Origin of the sequence: Haliea sp. E1-2-M8 (genome assembly GCF_030649675.1) — a bacterium.
GTDB lineage: Bacteria > Pseudomonadota > Gammaproteobacteria > Pseudomonadales > Halieaceae > Haliea.
Genome location: NZ_JAUTDR010000036.1, coordinates 1 through 21,217 on the forward strand (window position 1 = coordinate 1; position 21,217 = coordinate 21,217).

General features: G+C 60.6%; 17 protein-coding genes. 6 read left to right on the forward strand and 11 right to left on the reverse strand.

The annotated features are described in order from the left end of the window. The 5 genes from Q6D67_RS19885 to Q6D67_RS19905 form a co-directional block, all read right to left on the reverse strand. The coding region (locus Q6D67_RS19885; RefSeq protein ID WP_304707420.1) for an alcohol dehydrogenase catalytic domain-containing protein at positions 1-544 on the reverse strand (544 nt) is incomplete at its 3' end. Between the two features lie 131 nt (positions 545-675). Beyond that, the gene (locus Q6D67_RS19890) at positions 676-2,304 is read right to left on the reverse strand and encodes an ABC-F family ATPase (protein ID WP_304707421.1); all 1,629 of its coding nucleotides are present in this window, start codon (positions 2,302-2,304) and stop codon (positions 676-678) included. 68 nt (positions 2,305-2,372) lie between these two features. Next, positions 2,373-3,512 carry a lipopolysaccharide assembly protein LapB gene (locus tag Q6D67_RS19895; protein WP_304707422.1) on the reverse strand — a complete coding sequence of 380 codons (1,140 nt, stop codon included), beginning with the start codon at positions 3,510-3,512 and terminating at the stop codon, positions 2,373-2,375. Further along, a complete protein-coding gene (locus Q6D67_RS19900) occupies positions 3,512-4,216 on the reverse strand; it encodes a hypothetical protein (protein WP_304707423.1) in 705 nt (234 codons plus the stop codon). The genes Q6D67_RS19895 and Q6D67_RS19900 overlap by 1 nt, the downstream gene beginning before the upstream one ends. Before the next feature lie 5 nt (positions 4,217-4,221). Continuing rightward, positions 4,222-4,878: a DUF4331 family protein gene (locus tag Q6D67_RS19905; RefSeq protein WP_304707424.1), complete on the reverse strand. Its 657-nt coding sequence runs from the start codon at positions 4,876-4,878 to the stop codon at positions 4,222-4,224. A gap of 126 nt (positions 4,879-5,004) precedes the next feature. Here Q6D67_RS19905 and Q6D67_RS19910 point away from each other — a divergent pair, with 126 nt between their 5' ends. Then, on the forward strand, positions 5,005-6,429 hold the full coding sequence (locus Q6D67_RS19910; RefSeq protein WP_304707425.1) for a M20/M25/M40 family metallo-hydrolase: 1,425 nt from the start codon (positions 5,005-5,007) through the stop codon (positions 6,427-6,429). Here the strand turns inward: Q6D67_RS19910 and Q6D67_RS19915 are convergent. The 3 genes from Q6D67_RS19915 to Q6D67_RS19925 are packed head-to-tail and all read right to left on the reverse strand — an operon-like array spanning position 6,413 to position 10,544. Beyond that, positions 6,413-7,303 carry a sterol desaturase family protein gene (locus Q6D67_RS19915; protein ID WP_304707426.1) on the reverse strand — a complete coding sequence of 297 codons (891 nt, stop codon included), beginning with the start codon at positions 7,301-7,303 and terminating at the stop codon, positions 6,413-6,415. The genes Q6D67_RS19910 and Q6D67_RS19915 overlap by 17 nt on opposite strands. After that, the gene (locus tag Q6D67_RS19920; RefSeq protein WP_304707427.1) at positions 7,296-9,302 is read right to left on the reverse strand and encodes a hypothetical protein; all 2,007 of its coding nucleotides are present in this window, start codon (positions 9,300-9,302) and stop codon (positions 7,296-7,298) included. The genes Q6D67_RS19915 and Q6D67_RS19920 overlap by 8 nt, the downstream gene beginning before the upstream one ends. 18 nt (positions 9,303-9,320) lie before the next feature. Continuing rightward, entirely contained in the window at positions 9,321-10,544 is a 1,224-nt protein-coding gene (locus Q6D67_RS19925) for an acetyl-CoA carboxylase biotin carboxylase subunit family protein (protein ID WP_304707428.1), read from the reverse strand. Positions 10,545-10,711: 167 nt separating this feature from the next. Between Q6D67_RS19925 and Q6D67_RS19930 the strand changes: the two genes are divergently transcribed. Further along, the gene (locus tag Q6D67_RS19930; RefSeq protein ID WP_304707429.1) at positions 10,712-11,794 is read left to right on the forward strand and encodes an ADP-ribosylglycohydrolase family protein; all 1,083 of its coding nucleotides are present in this window, start codon (positions 10,712-10,714) and stop codon (positions 11,792-11,794) included. A gap of 77 nt (positions 11,795-11,871) precedes the next feature. On the opposite strand, the gene Q6D67_RS19935 is transcribed toward Q6D67_RS19930, so the two are convergent. From Q6D67_RS19935 to Q6D67_RS19945, 3 genes are all read right to left on the reverse strand, one after another. After that, entirely contained in the window at positions 11,872-12,201 is a 330-nt protein-coding gene (locus tag Q6D67_RS19935; protein ID WP_304707430.1) for a hypothetical protein, read from the reverse strand. Between the two features lie 181 nt (positions 12,202-12,382). Beyond that, positions 12,383-12,532 (reverse strand): hypothetical protein, encoded by a 150-nt coding sequence (locus Q6D67_RS19940; RefSeq protein WP_304707431.1) that lies wholly within the window; start codon positions 12,530-12,532, stop codon positions 12,383-12,385. A gap of 244 nt (positions 12,533-12,776) precedes the next feature. Continuing rightward, on the reverse strand, positions 12,777-13,184 hold the full coding sequence (locus Q6D67_RS19945; protein ID WP_304707432.1) for a hypothetical protein: 408 nt from the start codon (positions 13,182-13,184) through the stop codon (positions 12,777-12,779). Between the two features lie 287 nt (positions 13,185-13,471). On the opposite strand from Q6D67_RS19945, the gene Q6D67_RS19950 reads away from it, so the two are divergent. The 4 genes from Q6D67_RS19950 (at position 13,472) to Q6D67_RS19965 (ending at position 21,020) form a co-directional block, all read left to right on the forward strand. Next, positions 13,472-14,620 carry an exonuclease SbcCD subunit D gene (locus Q6D67_RS19950; protein ID WP_304707433.1) on the forward strand — a complete coding sequence of 383 codons (1,149 nt, stop codon included), beginning with the start codon at positions 13,472-13,474 and terminating at the stop codon, positions 14,618-14,620. Continuing rightward, positions 14,617-17,241, forward strand: a complete 2,625-nt coding sequence (locus Q6D67_RS19955) for an AAA family ATPase (protein ID WP_304707434.1) — start codon at positions 14,617-14,619, stop codon at positions 17,239-17,241. The genes Q6D67_RS19950 and Q6D67_RS19955 overlap by 4 nt, the downstream gene beginning before the upstream one ends. A 196-nt stretch (positions 17,242-17,437) precedes the next feature. Further along, positions 17,438-18,607, forward strand: coding sequence for a hypothetical protein (locus Q6D67_RS19960; protein WP_304707435.1), 1,170 nt, complete (start codon positions 17,438-17,440; stop codon positions 18,605-18,607). A 91-nt stretch (positions 18,608-18,698) separates the two neighbouring features. Continuing rightward, positions 18,699-21,020: a P-loop ATPase, Sll1717 family gene (locus tag Q6D67_RS19965; protein WP_304707436.1), complete on the forward strand. Its 2,322-nt coding sequence runs from the start codon at positions 18,699-18,701 to the stop codon at positions 21,018-21,020. The last annotated feature ends 197 nt before the right edge of the window (positions 21,021-21,217 follow it).

The window sequence follows — 21,217 nt, forward strand, 5'->3', positions numbered from 1 at the left end:
TCTTGCCATTGGTCAACTCCACGCCCTCTGTATTATACCTATTGGTGGGGCAACAATGTTGACACAGAGGGAATGCCAGGCCGCCTGTTCCGCGCCGAACAACATATTCAGCTAAAGCGCCAGCGGCAACACCAAAGACTTCATCGCCCGGCTTGAATCGGGTCACATCCGCACCAACCGCTTCCACCACGCCGGCCATGTCTGATCCGGTGCGCGGCGATTGCGGCGCGTTGAAGCCGTTGCTCAAACGCAGCAGATATGGCGTACCGTAAAGATGGTGTTTCTCAAGAGGGTTGATTGATGCCGCATGCACCCGCACCAGCACCTCGTCAGCCGCCACTTCGGGCTTGGGGAGGGTTTCCAGAGTGAGAACGTCCGGGGATCCGTAACAGCGTTGCATGATGGCCGCGAAGCCCTCGCTGCCCTCCACAGTCGGCGGCGAACAGGGCGAATCGTGGCTTATCACAAGGGCGAGCGCGCTCAGCGCCAGCAGCGCCGTGGCAGTGAGGCCGGCAAGTATGCGGAAGATGAGTCGTCGGTACACTGAGTGATCCCCGGTTTACTCTGATAGGGACACAGTCTACAGGCGTGGACGGTGATGCAAGCCTTTTGCGACGAATGACCGGGAGGGCGGGTTAAGCTGCGCCGTGCGGCGTCCGGGAGGTAGCGCGGCCCTCAGCCACCCACCGAAGCATAACCCCGCCCCGACGCCCCATCCTCTGACAGCTCCACCAGATACTCCTCGTAGGTACCCTGGAAATCCACCAGCTCCCGGTCCTTGATCTCGATGACCCGGGTGGCCAGGGAGGAGACGAACTCGCGGTCGTGGCTGACAAAAATCAGCGTGCCGTCGTAGTGTTCCAGCGCCAGGTTGAGGGCCTCGATGGCCTCCATGTCCAGGTGGTTGGTGGGCTCGTCGAGGATCATCACGTTGGCGTCGGTCATCATCATCTTGCCAAACAGCAGGCGGTTTTTTTCGCCGCCGGAGCAGACCCGCGCTTTTTTCTTGAAATCATCGGATGAAAACAGCAGCCGGCCCAGCGTGGCGCGGACGATCTGGTCGTCGTGGTGGGGCTTGCGCCACTGGCTCATCCAGTCGAACAGGTTCAGGCCGGTGTCGAACTCCGCGGTGCTGTCCTGGGGGCAGTAGGCGACGGTGGCGTTCTCTGCCCACTTGACCGTGCCCGTCGCGGGCTGCAACTCGTCGAGCAGGCAGCGCAGGAAGGTAGTCTTGCCGGCGCCGTTCTCGCCGATGATCGCCAGCCGGGTGCCAGCGTCCAGCAGCAGGTTGGCGTCGCTGAACAGCGGCTCGCCGTCATAGCCGTGGCCGAGTTTTTCCAGCACCAGGGCCTGGCGATGCAGTTTCTTGTCCTGGCGGAAGCGGATATAGGGGCTCATCCGGCTTGAGGCCTTGATCTCGTCCAGCTTGATCTTGTCGAGCTGCTTTGCCCGCGAGGTAGCCTGTTTGGCCTTGGAGGCATTGGCGGAGAAGCGGCTGACGAACTGCTGCAGGTCGGCGATCTGGGCGGACTTTTTGGCGTTTTCGGAATGCAGGCGCTCGCGTGCCATGGTCGAGGCAGTCATGAAGTCGTCGTAGTTGCCCGGGTACAGGCGCAGCTCGCCGTAGTCGATGTCCGCCATGTGGGTGCAGATGGCGTTGAGGAAGTGGCGGTCGTGGGAAATGATCACCATGGTGCTCTTGCGCGCGTTCAGCACGTCTTCCAGCCAGCGAATGGTGTTGATGTCGAGGTTGTTGGTGGGCTCGTCCAGCAGCAGGATGTCCGGGTCGGAAAACAGGGCCTGGGCCAGCAGTACCCGCAGCTTGAGGCCCGGGGCGACTTCGCTCATGGGGCCAAAGTGCAGTTCAGTGCCGATACCGGCGCCGAGGAGAATCTCGCCGGCGCGGCTCTCGGCAGTGTAGCCGTCCATCTCCGCGAACTGGGTCTCCAGATCCGCGACCTTCATCCCGTCCTCGTCGGACATCTCCGCGAGACTGTAGATGCGGTCGCGCTCCTGCTTGACGGTCCACAGCTCGGTGTGGCCCATGATTACCGCGTCGATAACCGAGTACTGCTCGAAGGCAAACTGGTCCTGGCTAAGCTTGCCGATCCGCTCATTGGGCGAGATCGACACGTTGCCGGCGCTGGGCGCGAGGCTGCCGTCGAGGATTTTCATGAAGGTCGACTTGCCGCAACCGTTGGCGCCGATAAGGCCATAGCGGTTGCCGTCGCCGAACTTGACGGAGATGTTTTCGAACAATGGCTTGGCGCCAAATTGCATGGTGACGTTTGCTGCGCTGATCACTGTGGTGTACCTGGGGGAAAGATGGGTGGAGCGAGGTTTATACCGCGGCAGGCCGCGGACTATACAGACTATGGGGGAGTGAGTCGAGTATTGGCCTCCGCCAGCACCCGCTGTGCCTCCGGGGTATTCCAGCCATGCTCGACCTCGGGCTGCAATACTGCCACCGCCCCGGCGGGATCACCGGCGGCCAGCAGCGCCCGTGCCAGCAGGGTGGCGCTGGCGCCGAAGGGGCGCGCCTCGTAGTCTGCGCGCGCCAGCGCCAGCGCGCGATCTGCCGGGCCATGGTCGAGAAAGAATTCCACTGCATGCCCGGCCAGCGCCGCCGGGCGCTGCTCGAAGTTCGCCCGCGCCCGCTGCAGCAGGTCGTCCGCCAGCGCCTCGTCACCATCGGCACGGGCGATCCCCGCCCGGGCGGCGAGAAATTCCCCGGCACCGGTGCCGGCAATCACCTCGTCGTAGAGTTTCGCGGCCGCAGCGCTTTCACCCTGCAACAGCAGCGTTTCCGCCAGGTGCTCCTGCGCCAGCCACCAGCCCGGCAGCCGTTCCAGCGATTGTTCAAAGAGAATGCGTGCGCGCTGAAGGTCACGCTGTTCCAGGGCGATGATGCCGCGCTGCAGCATGAACCAGGCGAGCTGATGGGGATTGCGGTTGTGGTAGCGCGTCTCCGCTGCTTCCAGCAGGGCGTGGGCCTCCTGCGGCGAACCGCTGTACAGGCGCCAGGTAGCCATCCAGGCAAAGTGTTCCGGCAGCGGACTTCGGTTGAGCAGCCGGGTCATGCCGGCTACCGCCTCGGCGTAGCGACCCTGGTAGAGATCGATATCCGCCTGCAACCTGACAGCATCCAGGTCCGGGCAGGCTTCCAGCGCGGTGGCTGCGCGCGTCGGCTGGTGCATTGCCAGCGCCAGTTGCGCCTGTTCACTGCAGGGCGGGGTCAGGCTGCGCTGCTCCAACTGGACGAGCGCCGTTGCTGCCCGCTGCCAGGAACCCGTGTCCCCGGTCAGCCTGGCGTGGTAAAGCCAGCCCTGGAACAGCTCGCGCGCGGGGGTGAGGTCGCGGTTGTGCGCGGTGTCCAGCAATCGCTGCTGCAGGGTTTCCAGGCGTTGTTCAAGCCCGGTACGCAGAGTCGCATAGTCGTACGAACCCTGCGCTGACACCGCCGCGGCTACCAGCAATAGCGCCAGCGCCGCGGCGTTGCGGAAACGGGCCACTACAGGTCGAGCGGGTCCCGCAGGTAAGGGAAGTTGGGTGGTGAGGGGTCGTCGGCGCGGGCGTCGTTGCCGGGCGGATTCAGCGGCAAATTCGCGAACAGGTCGAGGCTCTGGCCGCTGTCGGGGCTCAGGTCGAGCAGGGCCGCCGCCAGCAACCGGTCAACCACAGGGTCATCGGGATGGCGGCCGTTGGGCCAGCCACCGGGCTGGGTGATGTCGAGAGTAATGACATCGGGGATGACCACCGGTGCCGCCACATCAATGCAGGCGGCAATCTGGTCGGCGCTGTCGATGCTGCCGGGCTCCCCGGTGGAACAGCGCGCCAAACCGAGGCTGTCGAGATCGTCCGCCAGGGCATTGTTCAACACGATCAGGGTGTCCACGAACGCGCCGGCAAACTCGGCATCATTTTCCGGGTCGCCCTGGTTCAGGGAATCCCGCTCATTGTCGGCGTCGCCATTGATCGGCACCCCGTCCCGGATCGGCTGGTTACCCCCACGTAGCAGGGCAGTGGCGACCGCCGGCTGCCCGGTGCGGTCGACGCGCTTGTAATCACTGACGGGATTGGAGCGGACTTCGACAAAGGTATCGGGGGGCGGCGGCGGTGGCGGTTCAAAGATCGGCGCGTCGCTGCTGTCGGAACAGCCGATGGTCAGCAGCAGGGGTGCGGTGAGGCCGAGCGCCACAAGGCGTTTAATCATCATTCTGTTCACTCCACGATGCGCGCGGTTGTAGCCCACACCCGGAACACGGTCTGGGTGCTGCTCAGGGCGGCGGTGTCGATCTCGAAAGCGATCGCGCTCAGGTTGCGATTGGCAAAGGCGTCACGGCTGCTGTCGAAGGCGACGTTGCCGGTGCTCAGGGTTTCCCCGAGGCCCTGGGCATCGAAGAAGAACGGGTCGTCAGTAGGGCCGACGAAGGCGTTCAGCCCCGAGGCGCTCTGGAACAGGCGGTTGCCTTCGTCCACCGTGCCGGTAATGGCGCCCCCGGCGCCGGGGACATTGTCCAGCCTTACCCGGCAGCTGCCGTCCTCCTGCTCTGCCATGCGGATATCGATGCGAACATCCGGGGCTATGGAATCAGTGCCGTCGCCATTGTCATCGCGGTCGATATAGAAGCTGTAGAGCACATCCCGGTCGCAGTAGAAATCAGCATCGTTCTGGTCCGAGACCGCGGAATCACCGCCGTAGGTGATGATGCCTACGAGGCGGCCTTCGGTGTCTTCTGGATCAAAGAAAAAAATGTCCGCAAGATCTGCCGGCCGGTCGGCGGTCGCGGCGGGAGATTCAACGTGGTCAGCGGCCTGGGCGAGCGTGGCCAGCAGCAGCCCCGGCAGGGCGTATTTAAACATTTTTGTCGGCACCATAATTGCTCCCCCTGAGATGCTTTGAGGCTAGCCCACAATATCGGGGCTGGCAAGCGTCGTCGCAAATCTGTCCAGCATGCGGGATAATGCAGGCGAATTTACACACATACGACTGGTGGCTATGTCATGACTGTTTCTGTTGTTCGCGCCCGGCTGCTGCTGGCCTGCGCCCTGTTGCTCGCCGCCCCGGTTGGTACTGCGGCGGAACCCGCCCCTGCAACCCCGACCGCTCTCAGCCCGGCCAGCATTGAACACGCCCGCACGCTGCGGGACCAGGCGTTGGACGGCACCATGGCCTGGGACATGGTAGAGGCCCTCACTACCGAAATCGGGCCGCGCCTGGCCGGTAGCGAGGCCGAGGCCCGGGCCCGGGACTGGGCCGTGAGCCGCCTGCGCACCATGGGCTTTGAGAACGTGCGGGTGGAACCGTTTACCATCCCCGGCTGGGAGCGCGGCGAGGAGCATGCGGCGCTGCTGGCACCGTTCCCGCAGCCGCTGGAAATCACCACGCTGGGCGGCTCCGTCGGGACTCCGGCGGCAGGGCTGGAAGCGGAGCTGGTGTCCTTCGAGAGCCTTGCCGCACTGCGTGCCGCAGCGCCCGGCAGCCTCGATGGCAAGATTGCCTATGTCAGCCACGCCATGCAGCGCACCCAGGACGGTTCCAGTTACGGTTTTTACGGCGAACTGCGCCGGGTCGGGGCCAGCGTGGCGGCGGAGAAGGGCGCCCTGGCGCTGCTCATCCGCTCCATCGGCACCGACAGCCACCGTTTCCCCCATACCGGCCAGATGCGCTACGCCGAGGGTGTGGCGCGGATACCCGCCGCGGCCCTGTCCAATCCCGACGCGGACCAGATCGAGCGCGTCGCCCAGCGCGGTCAGCCGCTCCGGGTGCATCTGGCGCTGAGCCCGCAGGCCAGTGCCGAGGCACCCAGCGGTAACGTGATCGCCGAGATTGTCGGCCGCGAGCGCCCGGAGGAGATCGTGATTATCGGTGGCCACCTGGATAGCTGGGACCTGGGCACGGGCGCCATCGACGACGGTGCCGGCGTGGCCATCACCACCGCCGCGGCGAAGCTGATCCTGGACAGCGGCAAGCGGCCCCGGCGCACCATTCGCCTGATCCTCTGGGGCGCGGAGGAGGTCGGTCTGCTGGGCGGTTACGAGTATCTGGAAGCGCATCGGGAGCAGCTCCCGCAGCACGTTATCGGCACCGAGAGCGACTTTGGCGCCGAGCGGATCTGGCAGCTGACAGCACAGGTGTCACCGGCGGGGCAGGCGGTGGTGGATATCATGAGCGAGTTGCTGGCACCGCTGGGCGTGGCCCGGGGCAGCATGGACAAGTCTGGCTCCGGGCCGGACCTGGTGCCGATGGTGGAAGCGGGGTTGCCGTCGCTGCGGCTGGTGCAGAACGGCACGGACTACTTCGACCTGCACCACACCCACGACGACACCCTGGACAAGATAGACCCGGCAGCGCTGGACCAGAACGTGGCGGCCTATGTGGTGTTCACCTGGCTGGCGGCGGACAGTACCGTCAATTTTTGGCGCTGAGGCGCAAAATCGACGCCCGCTTGTCCGGCCCGTCGTGGGACCAGCCGGGCGCCAGCAGCAGATAGCGCAGGCGGTCGCGCCAGGTCGTAGCCCGGCGCAGATCGCAGCCCATGGCGCGGTACTCGTGGCTGAGCACGGTCCAGGGGTTGTCCGAGTCGATGTTGCTGGTGAGCCCATAGACCACCGGCTCGTCGTCCCGCTCTTCACTGAAGGTGCCGAACAGGCGGTCCCAGATAATCAGCACGCCGCCGTGATTGCGGTCCAGGTAGCGTACATTGGAACCGTGGTGCACCCGGTGGTGGGAGGGCGTGTTGAACACCGCCTCGATCCAGGGATGCAGTTTGCCCACCGCCTGGGTGTGGACCCAGAACTGGTAGAACAGGTTGATGCCGATCACGATGATGATCATTGCCGGGTCAAAGCCCAGCAGCGGCAGCCAGAGCCAGAACAGGAACTTGTGCACCCGCTCGCCCACGCCCTGGCGCAGGGCGGTGCCAAAATTGAGATACCGCGACGAGTGGTGGTTGACGTGCCCGGCCCAGAGTAGCCGCACCTCATGGTTGGCGCGGTGGAACCAGTAATAGGTGAAATCATCCAGCAGGAACAGCAGCAGCCAGGCCCACCACTGGCGGCCGATGGCATCCTTGAGCGGGCTCAGCTCATGCAGCTGGAAGAAAATGGCCAGGGCCAGTAACCGCGGCAGCAGTTCCACGATGGCGGAGGCCAGCAGCATGGACAGGGAGGCGAGGGTGTCGCTGAAGCGATAGCGGTTTAGCTGATGGCGGCGCGCATGCCAGGCTTCCAGCAGGATGGCGGCCAGATACAGCGGCACCGCCAGCAGGCTGAGATCATCCTGCAGGAGCTCCTCAACCAAGCGGCCCCTCGCTTGCCTGCAGTTCCGTCGCCGGGATGCGATCCGCGCCCCAGCTGCGGTGAATTCTGGCAATCACCCGGTCCAGTTCCTCTTGCGCCACCTCTGCCAGCTCCCCCCGCTCCAGCGGGTCGTAGTGGAAGATGTACAACCTTGAAGCGAACTCCTCAAGGGGCAGGGAAGATTCCCCCGAGCGTTCGCCGTTACCCGACGTGCTCACCCTGATGCCGTCGCCCCAGTCCTGGCCGCTGTCGTTATTGGGGTTGTAGAAGTACACCCGCATCACATCCGTCGGGTCAATGCTCACCCGCAGCAGGCTGATGGCGTGCCACCCGATGAAGCGGGCGGCGCTGTCGGTGACGGCGATGCCGGCGGGCTGGGGGTGGATCAGCGGCAGCTGGCCATTGTAATAGGGGTGATAGCTGGCGTAGAAGTGGCGCAGGAAGGCGTCCAGGTCAGACAGGTGCCCGGTGGTGACATCGACGTTGATCCGAAAGCCGCGCCCGGACCACCAGCCATGAAACTCGGGATTGACCCAGCGGTGGGGGTCGCCCTCGCGGCCGATGCAGCGCCGGCCCATCTCGGCATAGATGCGGTCCAGCTGCGGCACCACCAGCAGCGAGACCGGGTCCAGATCCAGGGGCAGGCTGGTGGCAACGCCGCCGGTGCTTTCCCGGGAGGAAATCGGCTGGCCCTCAAAGTGCATGATGATCTCGTCATCACGCGCCGCCCAGGCCACCATTTGCAGCAGGTAGTCCGGATCACTGTAGGCCCACATCGACAGGGCCCGGGCCGACTGGCAGGTGGGATTGTTGCCCTGGCCCACGCCGAGGGGTTGGCCCAGCATGCACAGCACGCCCTCCAGCAGCCGCGCACGGGGCGAAACGGTATCGCCAAAGGCCAGCGTCAGCCGGGCCTGCGACCAGTCGGATAGCCGCAGGGCAAGCTGGCGCAGCAGCGCCGGTGCCATTGAGGCCTGGTACAGGATGCCGCGTTCCAGCAACAGCGCCAGCCCGTAAACCGCCTGTGCCGTCGGTGGATGCACGCAGGCGCGAATCAGCGCCTGTACCAGGTCGCGGTAGCAGAGCAGGCAGTCGCGCCCGGTCGCCGACAGGCCCAGCGCCTCGGCGAGCAGATGCTCACCCTGATCCAGCAGAAAGCGCAGCAGTACCGGATGGTACGGTGATACCAACCCGGTGTCGTGCATGGCCCGGGCAAAACCGGTGGCCTCGCTCTGCAGGGCGGAGGGATCCATGCTGACCAGGCGCTCCCGGTACACGGCGATGCCCGGATCCTCCTGGCAGCCACGGGTGGGGCTGAAGATGGCGCTGACCAGGCGGTTGGCGCCCTGGCCGCTGGCGCCCAGGTCAATTTCCGGATTCGCCTGGCAGCTGGCGATCTGGGTGATCATGCTCTTGACCGCATCGACCTGGATCGGGCGCTGTTCGAGGATGCGCCAGATCTCGTCGATCAGCTGGTCAATGACATGTTCGTAGCCGATCCGCTCGGTGAGGTACTGGAACAGATTGCGTGGCAACTGCGCGAGCCGCCCCTGGGTTTCCCGCTCCGCTTCCGTGGCGGGACCGAACAGCAGGTTCAGGTTGATGGCAATAACCTGGGTCAGGTAGTGATGGGCCTGCTCCGCGGAAATCAGCGGGTGCCGGTATTCCTCATGGGCCACGGCCAGCAGGCGCAGTTCACTCAGGGCCTCGATCACGACGATGTTGGCGTCGGCGCTGCCGAGGGAGTGGGGTGTCAGGGAGGGTATCAGGATCTGCGGCGTGGCCCAGTCGGACCCGGCAAAGACGCCGGCTTCGTCGATGGCCTGGGCCCGGGCTGCCACAGCCGCGCAGCCGCCCGGTTGCAGCATCACCCGGCGCGCGGTGTCCAGCACCCGCGGCAGCTTGCCCGGCTTGGTGAAGGCGGGCGCAGCGGCAAGCAGCGCTGTAGCGTGGTCCAGATGGGCCAGCAGGGCCGCGAGTTTGTCGCTGTCTGCAGTCAATGCCGGTACCGCCATATTCTAGACATAGTAGTCCACGTCTTCCTGGTGCTTGAGGAGATCACGCAGCTGGTGCGGATCCGGTCCCTTGAAGTACACCAGACCCCAGTGGGTGCCGAACGCGGTACGCTTGGTGACGGTTTCTTCCATCGGTGGGGTTAGCTCGTGGGATTCGAAGTAGGGATGATCTTCCACTTCCTCCGGAATTTCCAGCTTGCTGACCACCCGGCGGCGGGGATAGACCCCGAAACAGCCGGCATAGCCGTTGGCGTCCTCGATCTCGCGTGGGAAATAGGCGGCAACTTCCTCCGCCGTGGTCTTCGGGTCGAACACCAGCATGCTCGCCTGGTAGGCGTTGAAGCCGTAGACCCGTTCCAGCAGCTCGAACACCTTGAACCCCGGCGGCCGGTAGGCCACCTCCCCGAAGTACATCTCACCATCGCTGGTGACAAAGTATTCCGGGTGGATAAGGCCAAACTCAATATCGAAGGCCTTGATCAGCTTTTCGATCTGGGCGGTGATTTGCTCGCGGTAGGACTCGAGTTCCGGCGACGCGGGCACGAACACCGAATAGCCCAGGGTGACGTACTCGGAGATATTGAGGAAGGCGATCTTGCCGTTGTGTATCCAGGCCTCGACGGCAAACTCCCAGCCATCCAGGTGCGACTCCATCAGCACCGGAAATTCCTCGTCCGGTATGGAATCCACTTCGTCCGGCGTGCGGATCACGCGGTGACCCAGGCAGCCGGCCTTGTCGAATGCCTTGAGGTGGATGGGGTCGTTCGGGTCCCCGTCCAGTTTCAGCAGGGTCTGGTTGACGCGCTTGAGAAAGCGGATCACATCGGCCTTGTCGTGTGCTTCCTCGAAAATACCGACGCGGATACCACCGAGCTGGGCCCGGCGCTTCATCAGCGCCTTGTCGCGCAGCAGCAGCGACTGGCCATACAGGCGCGGATTGTCCAGCAGTACGGAATTGATGGCGCCGGCCCATTCCACGGTTTCCTCGAACATCGGAATCGCAACATCTACGCCCATTTCTTTCAGGGTCTCGGCGATTTCCAGGGAGCGATCATTCAGGCGCTCGAAATTCCAGGGTACGTAGGGAATGTTGTGTTCCGTGCAGTAGGCTTCCGCCCAGTCGGGTGCAACGACAACGTAGCGACGGTCGAAATTCTCGGCAGCTTCCACTGCGTTCAGGCTCCAGCCCAGTAGGGCGATATAGCCCTTTTGCGGATCTTTGTCCATGTGCGCCTCCAGAGTTCGGCGAAGTGAAAGGGTTGCAGCGTGTGGAGATGGCATACCCTGCGAAACGCCCAGCATCATACACGATTGGGCCTGTGGTCTCATCCGGGCTATTACCGGGCGCCGCATTTGGCTATGCTGTTGGCGCTGAAAAACAAGGGATTTTGGCTATGGAAAAGGACCTTCTTGGGCTTGGGGAGCCCGACCTGCGCAGCCGTTTCCGTGGCTGCCTTCTCGGTGGCGCAGCGGGCGATGCGCTGGGCGCGGCGATAGAATTCCAGGGCCGCGCCGAGATCCTCAAGCGCTTCGGCTCCGGCGGTATCCGCAGCTATGCGCCCGCCTACGGGCTGCCCTGTGCGATCACCGACGATACCCAGATGACCCTGTTCACCGCCGAGGGCCTTATCCGCGGCCTGATGCGCTACCGCGACAGCGGCCTGATCGAATACCCCGCCGTCACCGCCTGGGCCTACCAGCGCTGGCTGCTCACCCAGGGCCAGCACAACCTGTTTGACCTGGACCCGCTGCACCCGGATGCGGGCTGGCTATACGGGGTGGAGGCGCTGCACAGCCCACGTGGACCGGGCAACACCTGTCTCAGCGCCCTGCGCAACACCCACGTGCCCGGCGAGCCCGCGATGAATGACAGCAAGGGCTGCGGCGGAGTCATGCGGGTAGCGCCGGCGGGGCTGTTTGCGGATTCACCGCAGGAGGCATTCGATCTCGGCTGCGAGTTTTCCGCGCTGACCCACGGCCATCCCACCGGCTGGCTCGCAGGCGGTGCGCTGGCGGCGATGGTGACGGCGCTGCGCGATGGCGGCGACATGAGCGACGCGCTGGATGTGGCGCTGGATTGCCTGAGTGAGCGCATGGATGCGGACGAAACCATCAACGCCCTCGACAAGGCGGCCGATCTCGCCGCCACCGATACCCCCTACGACGAGGCCATCGCCCGCCTGGGCGGCGGCTGGATCGCGGAGGAGGCGCTGGCCATCGCGGTCTATTGCGCCCTGGTGGCCACCGATTTTCACGAAGCGCTGGTTATTGCCGTCAACCACGACGGCGACTCCGACTCCACCGGCGCCATCACCGGCAACCTGCTGGGGGTGCAGTGGGGGCTGGAGGCTATTCCCGCCGAGCTGCTGGAGCCGCTGGAATTGCGCGACGTGATCACCCAGGTCGCCGATGATCTGCTGGACTGCGTCGACTGGCAGCCGGATGATGCGGTGTTGCAGCGCTATCCGGCTTTTTAAGTTGGCGCGGTTGACCCTCCGTGTATCATTCCGCGCCTCCGCGGAGATTTTGGCCGCATTTGATGTACTAAAGGTGGCTAGAGCACGCTGTGGATCGCCGGTACCGCCACCGCCAGCAGGGTTACGCCCATCAGTGCAGACAATACCCTGAAGTTGCCGTTCATGGTGGCTTCGATCGAGGCGAGCTTGACGTCCTGCTGGTTGAGGCGGGCATCGAGCCTGGCCTCCAGCTCTGTCATCGCCGCGCGCAGGGTGGCATCCAGGTAATCCCTGGTGACGATATTGTCCGCGTAGAATCCGAATGCTTCCGCCATTAGCTCTGCCTGCACCTCCGCCTGCGACTCCGGTACCCCCGCGTCTTTAAGACGCCGGGCATACTTCAACGAATCAAACGCCAGTGTTGTCATAGCTTAGCCTCCCTGCTGAGCCCGTGCCAACCATGCCTGAAATGTCGGGGGGAGCGTACATCCAATCCAGCCAGGTCGGGACAGAACCCAATCACCCAGGGCGTGAGCGTTCCCCTCTATTCAGCTAATGCTCCCGCGTTTCCGCGGAGATTTTGGCCGAATTTGATGAATTAAAGCGTACTCACAGCAGGCTCTGGATCGCCGGCACCGCCACCGCCAGCAGGGTCACGCCCATCAGCGCCGACAGTACCCGGAAGTTCCCGTTCATGGTCGCCTCAATGGAGGCGAGCTTGATGTCCTGAGCCTGCACCTCCGCCTGCGATTCCGGCACCGGTACGCCGGACCGCCCGCCTCCTTCAGGCGCCGGGCATACCTTAGTGAATCAAATGCCAGTGTTGCCATAGCTTAGCCTCCCTGCTGAGCCCGTGCCAAGCATGCCTGAACGTTCGGGGAAAGCATCCATCCATCCCAGCCAAGTTCGTAGATAATCCCATCAGCCTAGGTGTCAGCAAGCCCTATAACTCATCAAATGCGGCCGAAATCTCCGCGGAGATCTGGCCGGAATAGATGTGCTCTCACAGCAAACTCTGGATCGCCGGCACCGCCACCGCCAGCAGGGTCACGCCCATCAGCGCCGACAGTACCCGGAAGTTCCCGTTCATGGTCGCCTCAATGGAGGCGAGCTTGATGTCCTGCTGGTTGAGGCGGGTATTGAGCATCGTCTCCAGTTCCGCTTTCAGGCCCGTTCTCAGATCCCCAAGCTGGTGCTCAATATCCACAAACCGCTTCTCGAACTTCGCATCCTGCTCGGCAAATGCCGAGCGCAGGGTGGCGTCCAAATACTCCTTGGTGACGATATTGTCCGCGTAGAACCCGAATGCTTCCGCCATCAGCTCCGCCTGCACCTCCGCCTGCGATTCCGGCACGCCCACATCTCTGAGGCGCCGCGCATACTTCAACGAATCAAATGCCAGTGTCGTCACAGCATAGCCTTCCGATCTGTACCTGCCAAGCATGCCCAATCATGCCAAATCAGGCGGCAAAACCGTACATCAAATCCGTCCAACTTATCCATCAAATCCGTCCACCTGATCCATCGAATCGGGCTCCTCATCCCACACCTGCTCGAAAACGCGACCTGTACAGCCATCCACTATAGTCAGCCCGCCGCGGCGCCAGTACTGTGACAGACTTCAAAGTCAATCACAGCGTGCGTAGGCAGGGGGTGTTATTTCCCCCATACTCAGGCAATAAGGGGAAATAACAACACGTGAAATTCATCCATACATCCGACTGGCAGATCGGAATGACCCGCGCCTTTCTCAGCCAGGAAGCGGCAGCGCGCTATAGCCAGGCGCGCATCGACGCCATTCGCGGCCTGGGCCAGCTGGCCGAGCAGCACGACGCACAGTTCATGGTGGTGGCGGGGGACGTGTTCGAGTCCAACCAGCTGTCGGCCCAGACCCTCAGCCGTGCCCTTGATGCCCTGAACTCCGTGCCGGTGCCGGTATTCCTGCTGCCGGGCAACCACGACCCGCTGGATGCCTCCTCGATCTTCCGCAGCAGGGCCTTCCGTGACCAGGCCCGCGAGCACATCATCGTCCTCACCGACAGCACGCCGATCCCGGTGCCGGGCCTGGCCAATGTGGAGGTAATCGGCGCGCCCTGGTTCAGCAAGCGCCCCGCGGTGGACCTCTGTGCCCAGGCCCTGAAAACCTTGCAGCCCGCCCCGGGTGTGAGTCGCATTCTGCTGGGCCACGGTCAGGTGGATTCGCTGTCACCGGACCAGAGCCAGCCCGGCGTGGTCAGCCAGGCGCTGCTGGAACAGGCGCTGGCTCAAGGCCTCGTGCAGTACGTGGCGCTGGGCGACCGGCACTCCCTGACGAACGTCGGCAACAGCGGCCGCCTGTGCTATTCCGGCACGCCGCTGGTGACGGACTTCGATGAAGTAGACCCCAACCAGGCCCTGCTGGTAGAGCTCGACAACGAAACCTGCACCCTGACGCCACACAATACCGGCTTCTGGGACTTCCAGGCCGTGCAGCGGGACATCAACGGCCCCGAGGACCTGGCCGCCTTCGCCCAGTGGCTGGACGCCATCCGCGGCAAGGAATGCACCGTGCTCAAGGTCGGCTTCACCGGCAGCGTCAACCTGGCGCTGGCGGCGGAACTGGATACCCTGCTCGACGCCCAGGCCCAGGTGTTCGCCAGCCTCAAGCGCCGCGCGCGCACCACGGATCTGGCGGTGATCCCGGATGCCCTGGACGACGGCGCCATTGCCCTCAGCGGCTACGCCGACGCCACCTGGAAAGCCCTGCTGGTGCAGGCCGCCAGTGACGACACCGCCACCGATGCCTTGCGTTTGATGTATCGGCTCGCAGGCGGCGCGGGCAATCAGGGCAGGAGCAAAGGCGCATGAGGCTGCTAACCCTGACTCTTGAGAACTGGCGGGGGGTCAGTCACAGCCAGATCGAATTCGACGATGCCGTCACCCTGATCGAAGGCCCCAACGAGGTCGGCAAATCCTCCCTGGTGGAGGCCCTGCGCATGCTGTTCCGGGAAAAGTCCGGCTCGAAGAAAAAGGAGGTGCAGGCCGTACAGCCGGTGGGCCAGGACGTGGGCAGCAGCGTCGCCGCCGAAGTCCGCTGCGGCGACTACCACTTCCATTACAGCAAGACCTACAACCGCAAGGCCGGCACCGAGCTGCGCATCCTCGCGCCGCGGGCAGAACAGCTCGCCGGTGACGATGCCCACAACCGCGCCTGGGAGATCCTCAGCGGCCACATGGACATGGCCCTGTGGGACGCCCTGCTGGTGGAGCAGGGCAAGGAGATCGGCGGCGTCAGACTGGCGGACTCCGACGGCCTGGCCCGGGCGCTGGACAATGCCGCTGGCGGCGCCGGGGTCAGCGGCGAGGAAAGCGCGCTGTTTGACGCGGTGCAGGCAGAGTACGAACGCTACTTCACCCTGAAAAGCGGCAAGGCGCGCTACGGCGAGCAGCAACAGCGGGTGGAGCAGCACAGCGCCCAGGTGGAGCAACTCAAGACCACCCTCCGCGAACTCGACGACGACCTGCGCCGCTTCGAAGGCGTCTCCGCGGAGATTTCCCGCCTGCAACGCGCCCTGCCTGAGCTGCAACACGCCAAGGAACAGCACGAACAGCGCTGGGCCGCCATCGACAGCCTGCAGGCCCGGCTGAATGCGAAAGACGATGAGGGCAAGCCCCTGCAGCAGCTGCTGGACCACGCACGCAGCCAGTGGCAGCGGCGCCAGGACGCAGCGGCAGACATCGCCCGCCGCGAACAGGACCTGGCCCAGAAACAGGCCGCGCTGCAGCCCCTGGCCGAACACGCGGCGGAACTGGCGCGCACCGTGCAGGCAGCCGAGGCAACGCACAAGGACCTGCAAACCCAGCGCCGCGCCCTGCAGCACGCCCTGCAGCAGGCCCGCCGCGATACCGCCTACCTGCAGGACGCCGCCGAACTGGCGCGCCTGCAGCAACTACTGGAACGGGTACAGGCCCAGCGAGCTGAACTCGCGGAATTACGCAAGACCCTGGCCGAGATTCACATTACCGCGGAGGGCCGCAAGAACATCCAGGCCGCCGCCAGCGCGCTGGATGTCGCCAGCCGCACCCGCGACAACGCCGCCACCCGCCTCAGCATCGACGCCCTGCAGGCGCTGGACGTCCGCCTCAACGACGAGGCCATCAGCCTGCGCCCCGGCGCGCCGCTGGAGCGGCAGGTGGCAGAGAGCCTGCAGATCGACATCCCCGAGCTGGCGCGCATCACCATCGCCCCCGCGGCCTCCGCCGGCGAGCTGGCGGCAGACGTGGACGCGAAGCAGCAGGAACTGGATACCCTGCTGGCCCGCTACCAGGTCACGAGCGTGGAGCAGGCCATCACCCTGGACGAACAGCGGGCCGACGCGGAGCAGCTGCTTCGATCCGCCCAACAGCGTCTGCAGGACACCCTGCAGGGCGCCGACGAAGAGGCACTGCAGGCCGACCGCGCGCGCCTGCAGCAGGCCTGCGCCGACGCCCTGCAGCAGCGCGACCCCGGCCAGGCCCTGCCCGCCAGCGAGCGCGAGGCCCGGGCGCAGCTGGAAACCGCCAGCGAGGCCCTGGACGCCTGCGAATCCGAACTGGACCAGGAAGCTGGCCGGCTGGCTGAACAGCGCGATGAACTCACCCGCGCACAATCGCAACAGCAGCAGGCCAGCACCGAGCTCAACGCGCTCAGCAGCGTCCTCGAGGACAAGCGCAGCAGCCTGGCGCTGGAGCGCGAGGCCGAACCCGACGCCGACCTGGAACAGGCCGTGGCCGAGCGGGAACAGCAACTGGCGGCCATCACCGCCGAACTGGAACAATTGCGCGCCCAGCTGGAAGCGGAGGACCCGGACAGCGCCCGCCTGCAACGGGACAACGCCAGCCAGGCCCTGCGCCGGGCCGAGCGCGACATCATCGACCAGCAACAGGAACAGGCCGTGCTCAAGAGCCGCCTCGACCGCGCCCAGGCCAACGGCCTGTTCGAGGAACTGGAAGCCGCCGAGCAGGCCCTGGCGGAAGCCGAGGACACCCTCGCCGCCACCGAACGCCGCGCCGCCGCGGCCAAGCTGCTGTGGGAAACACTCAACGCACAGCGCGACGCCTCCCGCCAGGCCTACGTGGCCCCCCTGCGCGACGGCATCCGCAGCCTGGGCAAGATCGTCTTCGGCAGCGACTTCGACATCGTGCTGGGCGAGGACTGGACCATCCTCGACGTCATTCGCGACGGCAAGACCATCCCCTTCGACTCCCTCAGCGTCGGCGCCAAGGAACAGCTCGGCATCCTCACCCGCCTGGCCGCTGCCCGCATCGTCGCAGGCCAGGGCGGCGTGCCGGTGATCATCGACGACGCCCTGGGCTTCTCCGACCCCAGCCGCCTGCAGAGCATGGGCGCGGCGATTGCCGCGGCGGGAAGGGATGCGCAGGTGGTGGTGCTGACGTGTACGCCGGGGCGGTTTATGTATTTGGGGCAGGTGGGGGTTAGGAGGTTGTGAAATACGCGCAAGTGTTGGTTAATCCGGTTTGATTGGGATGATGGTTTCGGTAACGATCTAATTCTAAGAAAGGGAAAGGTGTGAAAGTTTTGCAGGGTACGCAGGGATTAGTCGGCGTCGTGTTATACGGCGTAGCCCGTGTTATTGGTTGTGAGGTGACACACAGTACCTCACACCATAGATTGGGAATCGACTTGTGGCAACAATAGAACTTTCTCCTGGAATCCATGATTACTCTCTAGATGATTTTATTAAAGAATATTGCATCACTTCGGATTCTTGCATTGGTGAGCGCTGGTGTTTCGCTGAACCACTCAATCAAATCTATGAGTGGGCAAATTCAGCCAGTGCATCTTATATCCTTATCGGTGGATCATTTGTCTCATCGCGGGAAAATCCATCTGACATTGATCTAATTGTGGTCTTTAAGAAAAATCGAAATATTCAAAAGTGCCCTGAGAGCTTATTAATTCGTGAAATGTGCGTTGATATTCAGTATCTGTCTGAAGAAGATAACTCGCTTCTAGACGCATTTATTTACTTGCTAGCGTATTCGAAGTCAGGTCAGGAAAAAGGAATTGCACGTATTGCTGTAAGTACAAGCGAGCCGGCACCTGTGATTCCTTCACTTCAGCCGGCATTGTACGAAACTGTTCGTGATGTCTACGAAGGGAGAACCCAGCTACTTCCTCATTCCCGTAAGGGAATAATAATCCCTATACATGGCGTTAACACCAACGCACGTTGGCTAAGCTATTTTTCGCTATTGGCTTCGAATGCCGGTTGGGGAATCGCCCCTTTTGTTTACGGCCGAGAATGGTTTACCACATTGGTGCGACAAGGACGTAGAGAGCAACTTGCAGAACAGCTGCGGATGTGGCTTATTACGGTGCGATCTCACTACAAGGGCCCTGTTGCAATATTTGGTCACTCTCTAGGGGCTTATATTTTTGCAAAATATCTGGAGTTTACTAATGAAAGTAAGGAAAGTTTCAGTGGGGTAGTTCTAGCTGGCTCTATCTTGAATACTGGATTTGACTGGCCAAAACATTTAGACTCAGGCCGCATATCTGCTCTATACAACACGTATTCATCGAGAGATAACTGGGTCAAGAAAATGCCTGATGGCGGGCCACCGTTTTTCAGAGATCCGCTCTACGGTAATGCTGGCCACGTAGGGTTTTATCAAAAACACAATAGGTTTCTTCAATATAGATCAGACATTTTGAATCATGTGAATGTTTTTGAAAATGATGAGATAAAGCGGTGGCTGGACTTCTTTGAAGTCTCATTGAAGTTGCATACAACTACGCCCTTGGTTCGCGAATCAATAAACCTCGAGCATGTCATCAAGCGTGCCACCTGAAGATTTGCTCAACCCCATTCACTTCGTTCACTGGGCGGTTTGCGGGTCGTTATAAGTATCTAATTCAAAGTACACACTTGGGGGAGGCATGATGCCAGAAAATAGAGAGTCAGGGTTTTATGCGTACGCTTCATATCCCCCAGAAATTGGGCAGACAATTGAGCACGCTGTCGCGGCGTTGAGAGATAACTCAAAGAGTGTAGTTACAACTTGGAAGGCACTTGATATCCCCGGACACTTTATTTCGGAAGAGGTTATAGAGGGCATTAACTCATGTGATTTCCTTGTAGCGGATATTTCTCTTCTTAACTTCAATGTTACTTACGAGATTGGATACGCTATAGGCAAGGGCAAGCGGGTGCTGCTTACAAAGAACCAAACCATAAAAGAGGTAAGTCCGGCCATCAGAGAGGTTGGGATATTCGATACTCTAGGATATAAGGAGTATCAAAACTCGCAAGAACTAAGTGAGTTCATCAGTTTGTCCAATAAAACTACTCCTCTTTCTATATCCAGCAAAATCAACACCAAGTCACCGGTATATCTTTTGGAGGGAATGCACAAGACTGACTGGGCAACTCGGATAGTTTCTCGGATAAAGAAGGCTCGATTTTTGTTCCGTTCTTTTGATCCAAATGAACAGCCTCGATTGGCTGCCAACGATGCTATTGCGCAGGTTGCCCAGTCCCATGGGGTTGTTGTTCCACTATTATCAAATAACGTCGTAGGTGCTGACGTACATAATATAAGGGGAGCCTTTATTGCCGGGTTGTCTGATGGAATGGACAAGGCTCTATGTATTCTTCAGCAAGGAGATGATCCGGTACCTTTAGATTACCGTGACTTTGTGTGTGTTACGCGCCACCCGAGTGACATTAACGAGCATATAGCAGATTTTGCAGGAGAAGTTGCGGAGGCATTTCAAAAGGATGCTGAAGTACAGGTTGCTAGCGCCGATACGTTTCTTCAATCTGTCGACCTTGGTTCAACATCAGCAGAAAACGAGATGCGAACACTCGAAAGTTATTATTTAAAAACTGACCAATTCTTAAAGTCGTTAAGAGGTGAGGCAAATATAGTCGTAGGAAGAAAAGGCTCAGGAAAGTCCGCAATATTTTTACAAATCAGGGATCGAGAAAGAAATAAAAAGGGCAATATAGTTTTAGACTTAAAGCCCGACGGATACAAGCTAATTAAGTTTAAAGAGCTGATATTGTCATTTTTAGAAGAGGGAACTTTTCAGCATACAATAATGGCCTTTTGGGAATATGTCCTTCTCCTAGAGATATGTTACAAGATCCTTGAAAAAGATAGAGAGCAGCATAAACGCGATCATACCTTATATGAATCTTATCGCGCATTAGCCGATCTTTATCATGCCGATGGCTACGAGACTGAAGGCGATTTTTCTGAAAGAATGAGTTCGCTAATGGAGAGTATATCCACGGAATACCGGTCTCAATATGGCGAGAAAGCGAATGTTAGGCTGTCATCGCCCAGCTTAACGGAAATGCTTTATTGCCACGATGTGCGAGCTTTATCTAAGCGAGTAATCGACTATATGGCACACAAGGAGGTTTGCTGGCTTCTATTCGATAATATTGATAAGGGCTGGCCAACCTCAGGTCTCAAGCACGAAGATTTGCTAATAATTAGAGGTCTAATAGACGCGACAAAGAAAATAGAGCGTCAGTTTGCAAAATCTAATATTACTGTTAATACAATTGTATTTTTAAGAAACGACGTGTACGAGCTATTAGTTCAAGATACGTCTGATCGTGGAAAGGAGGCTAGCGTTCTCCTTGATTGGACAGATCCTGATTTACTGAGGGAGCTTATTCGCCTACGGATTGTTTCTAATGATGTTAGTGGGGATAAATCGTTTGTGTCGTTATGGTCGAAGATTTTCGTAAGCCACTATACGGGAGAGGAGAGTTCCCAGTACCTAATTGATCGTTCCTTAATGAGGCCGAGATTCTTGTTAAACCTAATCAATCAGTGTAAAAGTTTTGCAATTAACCTGAACCATGAGCGGGTTCTTGAGGAAGATATTCAAAAAGGATTGACAGCCTACTCAACAGATTTGTTGACAGATATTGGATACGAAATCAACGATGTAGAGAGCGGCAGCGAGGATATTCTTTATTCATTTATAGGTAGTAGGTCAGTTGTTACTAAATCTGATATATTCCGGATATTGGGTGACTTTGGCGTTCAGCAAGACTACTTCGATAATATTTTCGAGCTCCTACTGTGGTACGGCTTTATAGGGATAATGATTAATGAGGAGGCAAAGTATATTTATGACTTCAATTATAGCATGAAGCTAATGTCTGGAATCATAAAAAATAGGGGAAGCCTTAATTATTCTATCAATCCAGCATTCTGGCCAGGGTTAATGATAGAAGGGTAGTGGGTATTCATATAACACACCAATGCACGCTATAAGCGCGTTATTGCGGCTTCATATACGCAAGAGTTAATGATCGGGCGTAGAGTGAAAAGTAGCATGAGATTCATCAAGTCTGCCCTCGAGTATCGGTCAATTGACGAAGTATTGGTTGTACCAAAGAATGTTCGCGGTATCTATGCTCTCTATTACAAGTGAGG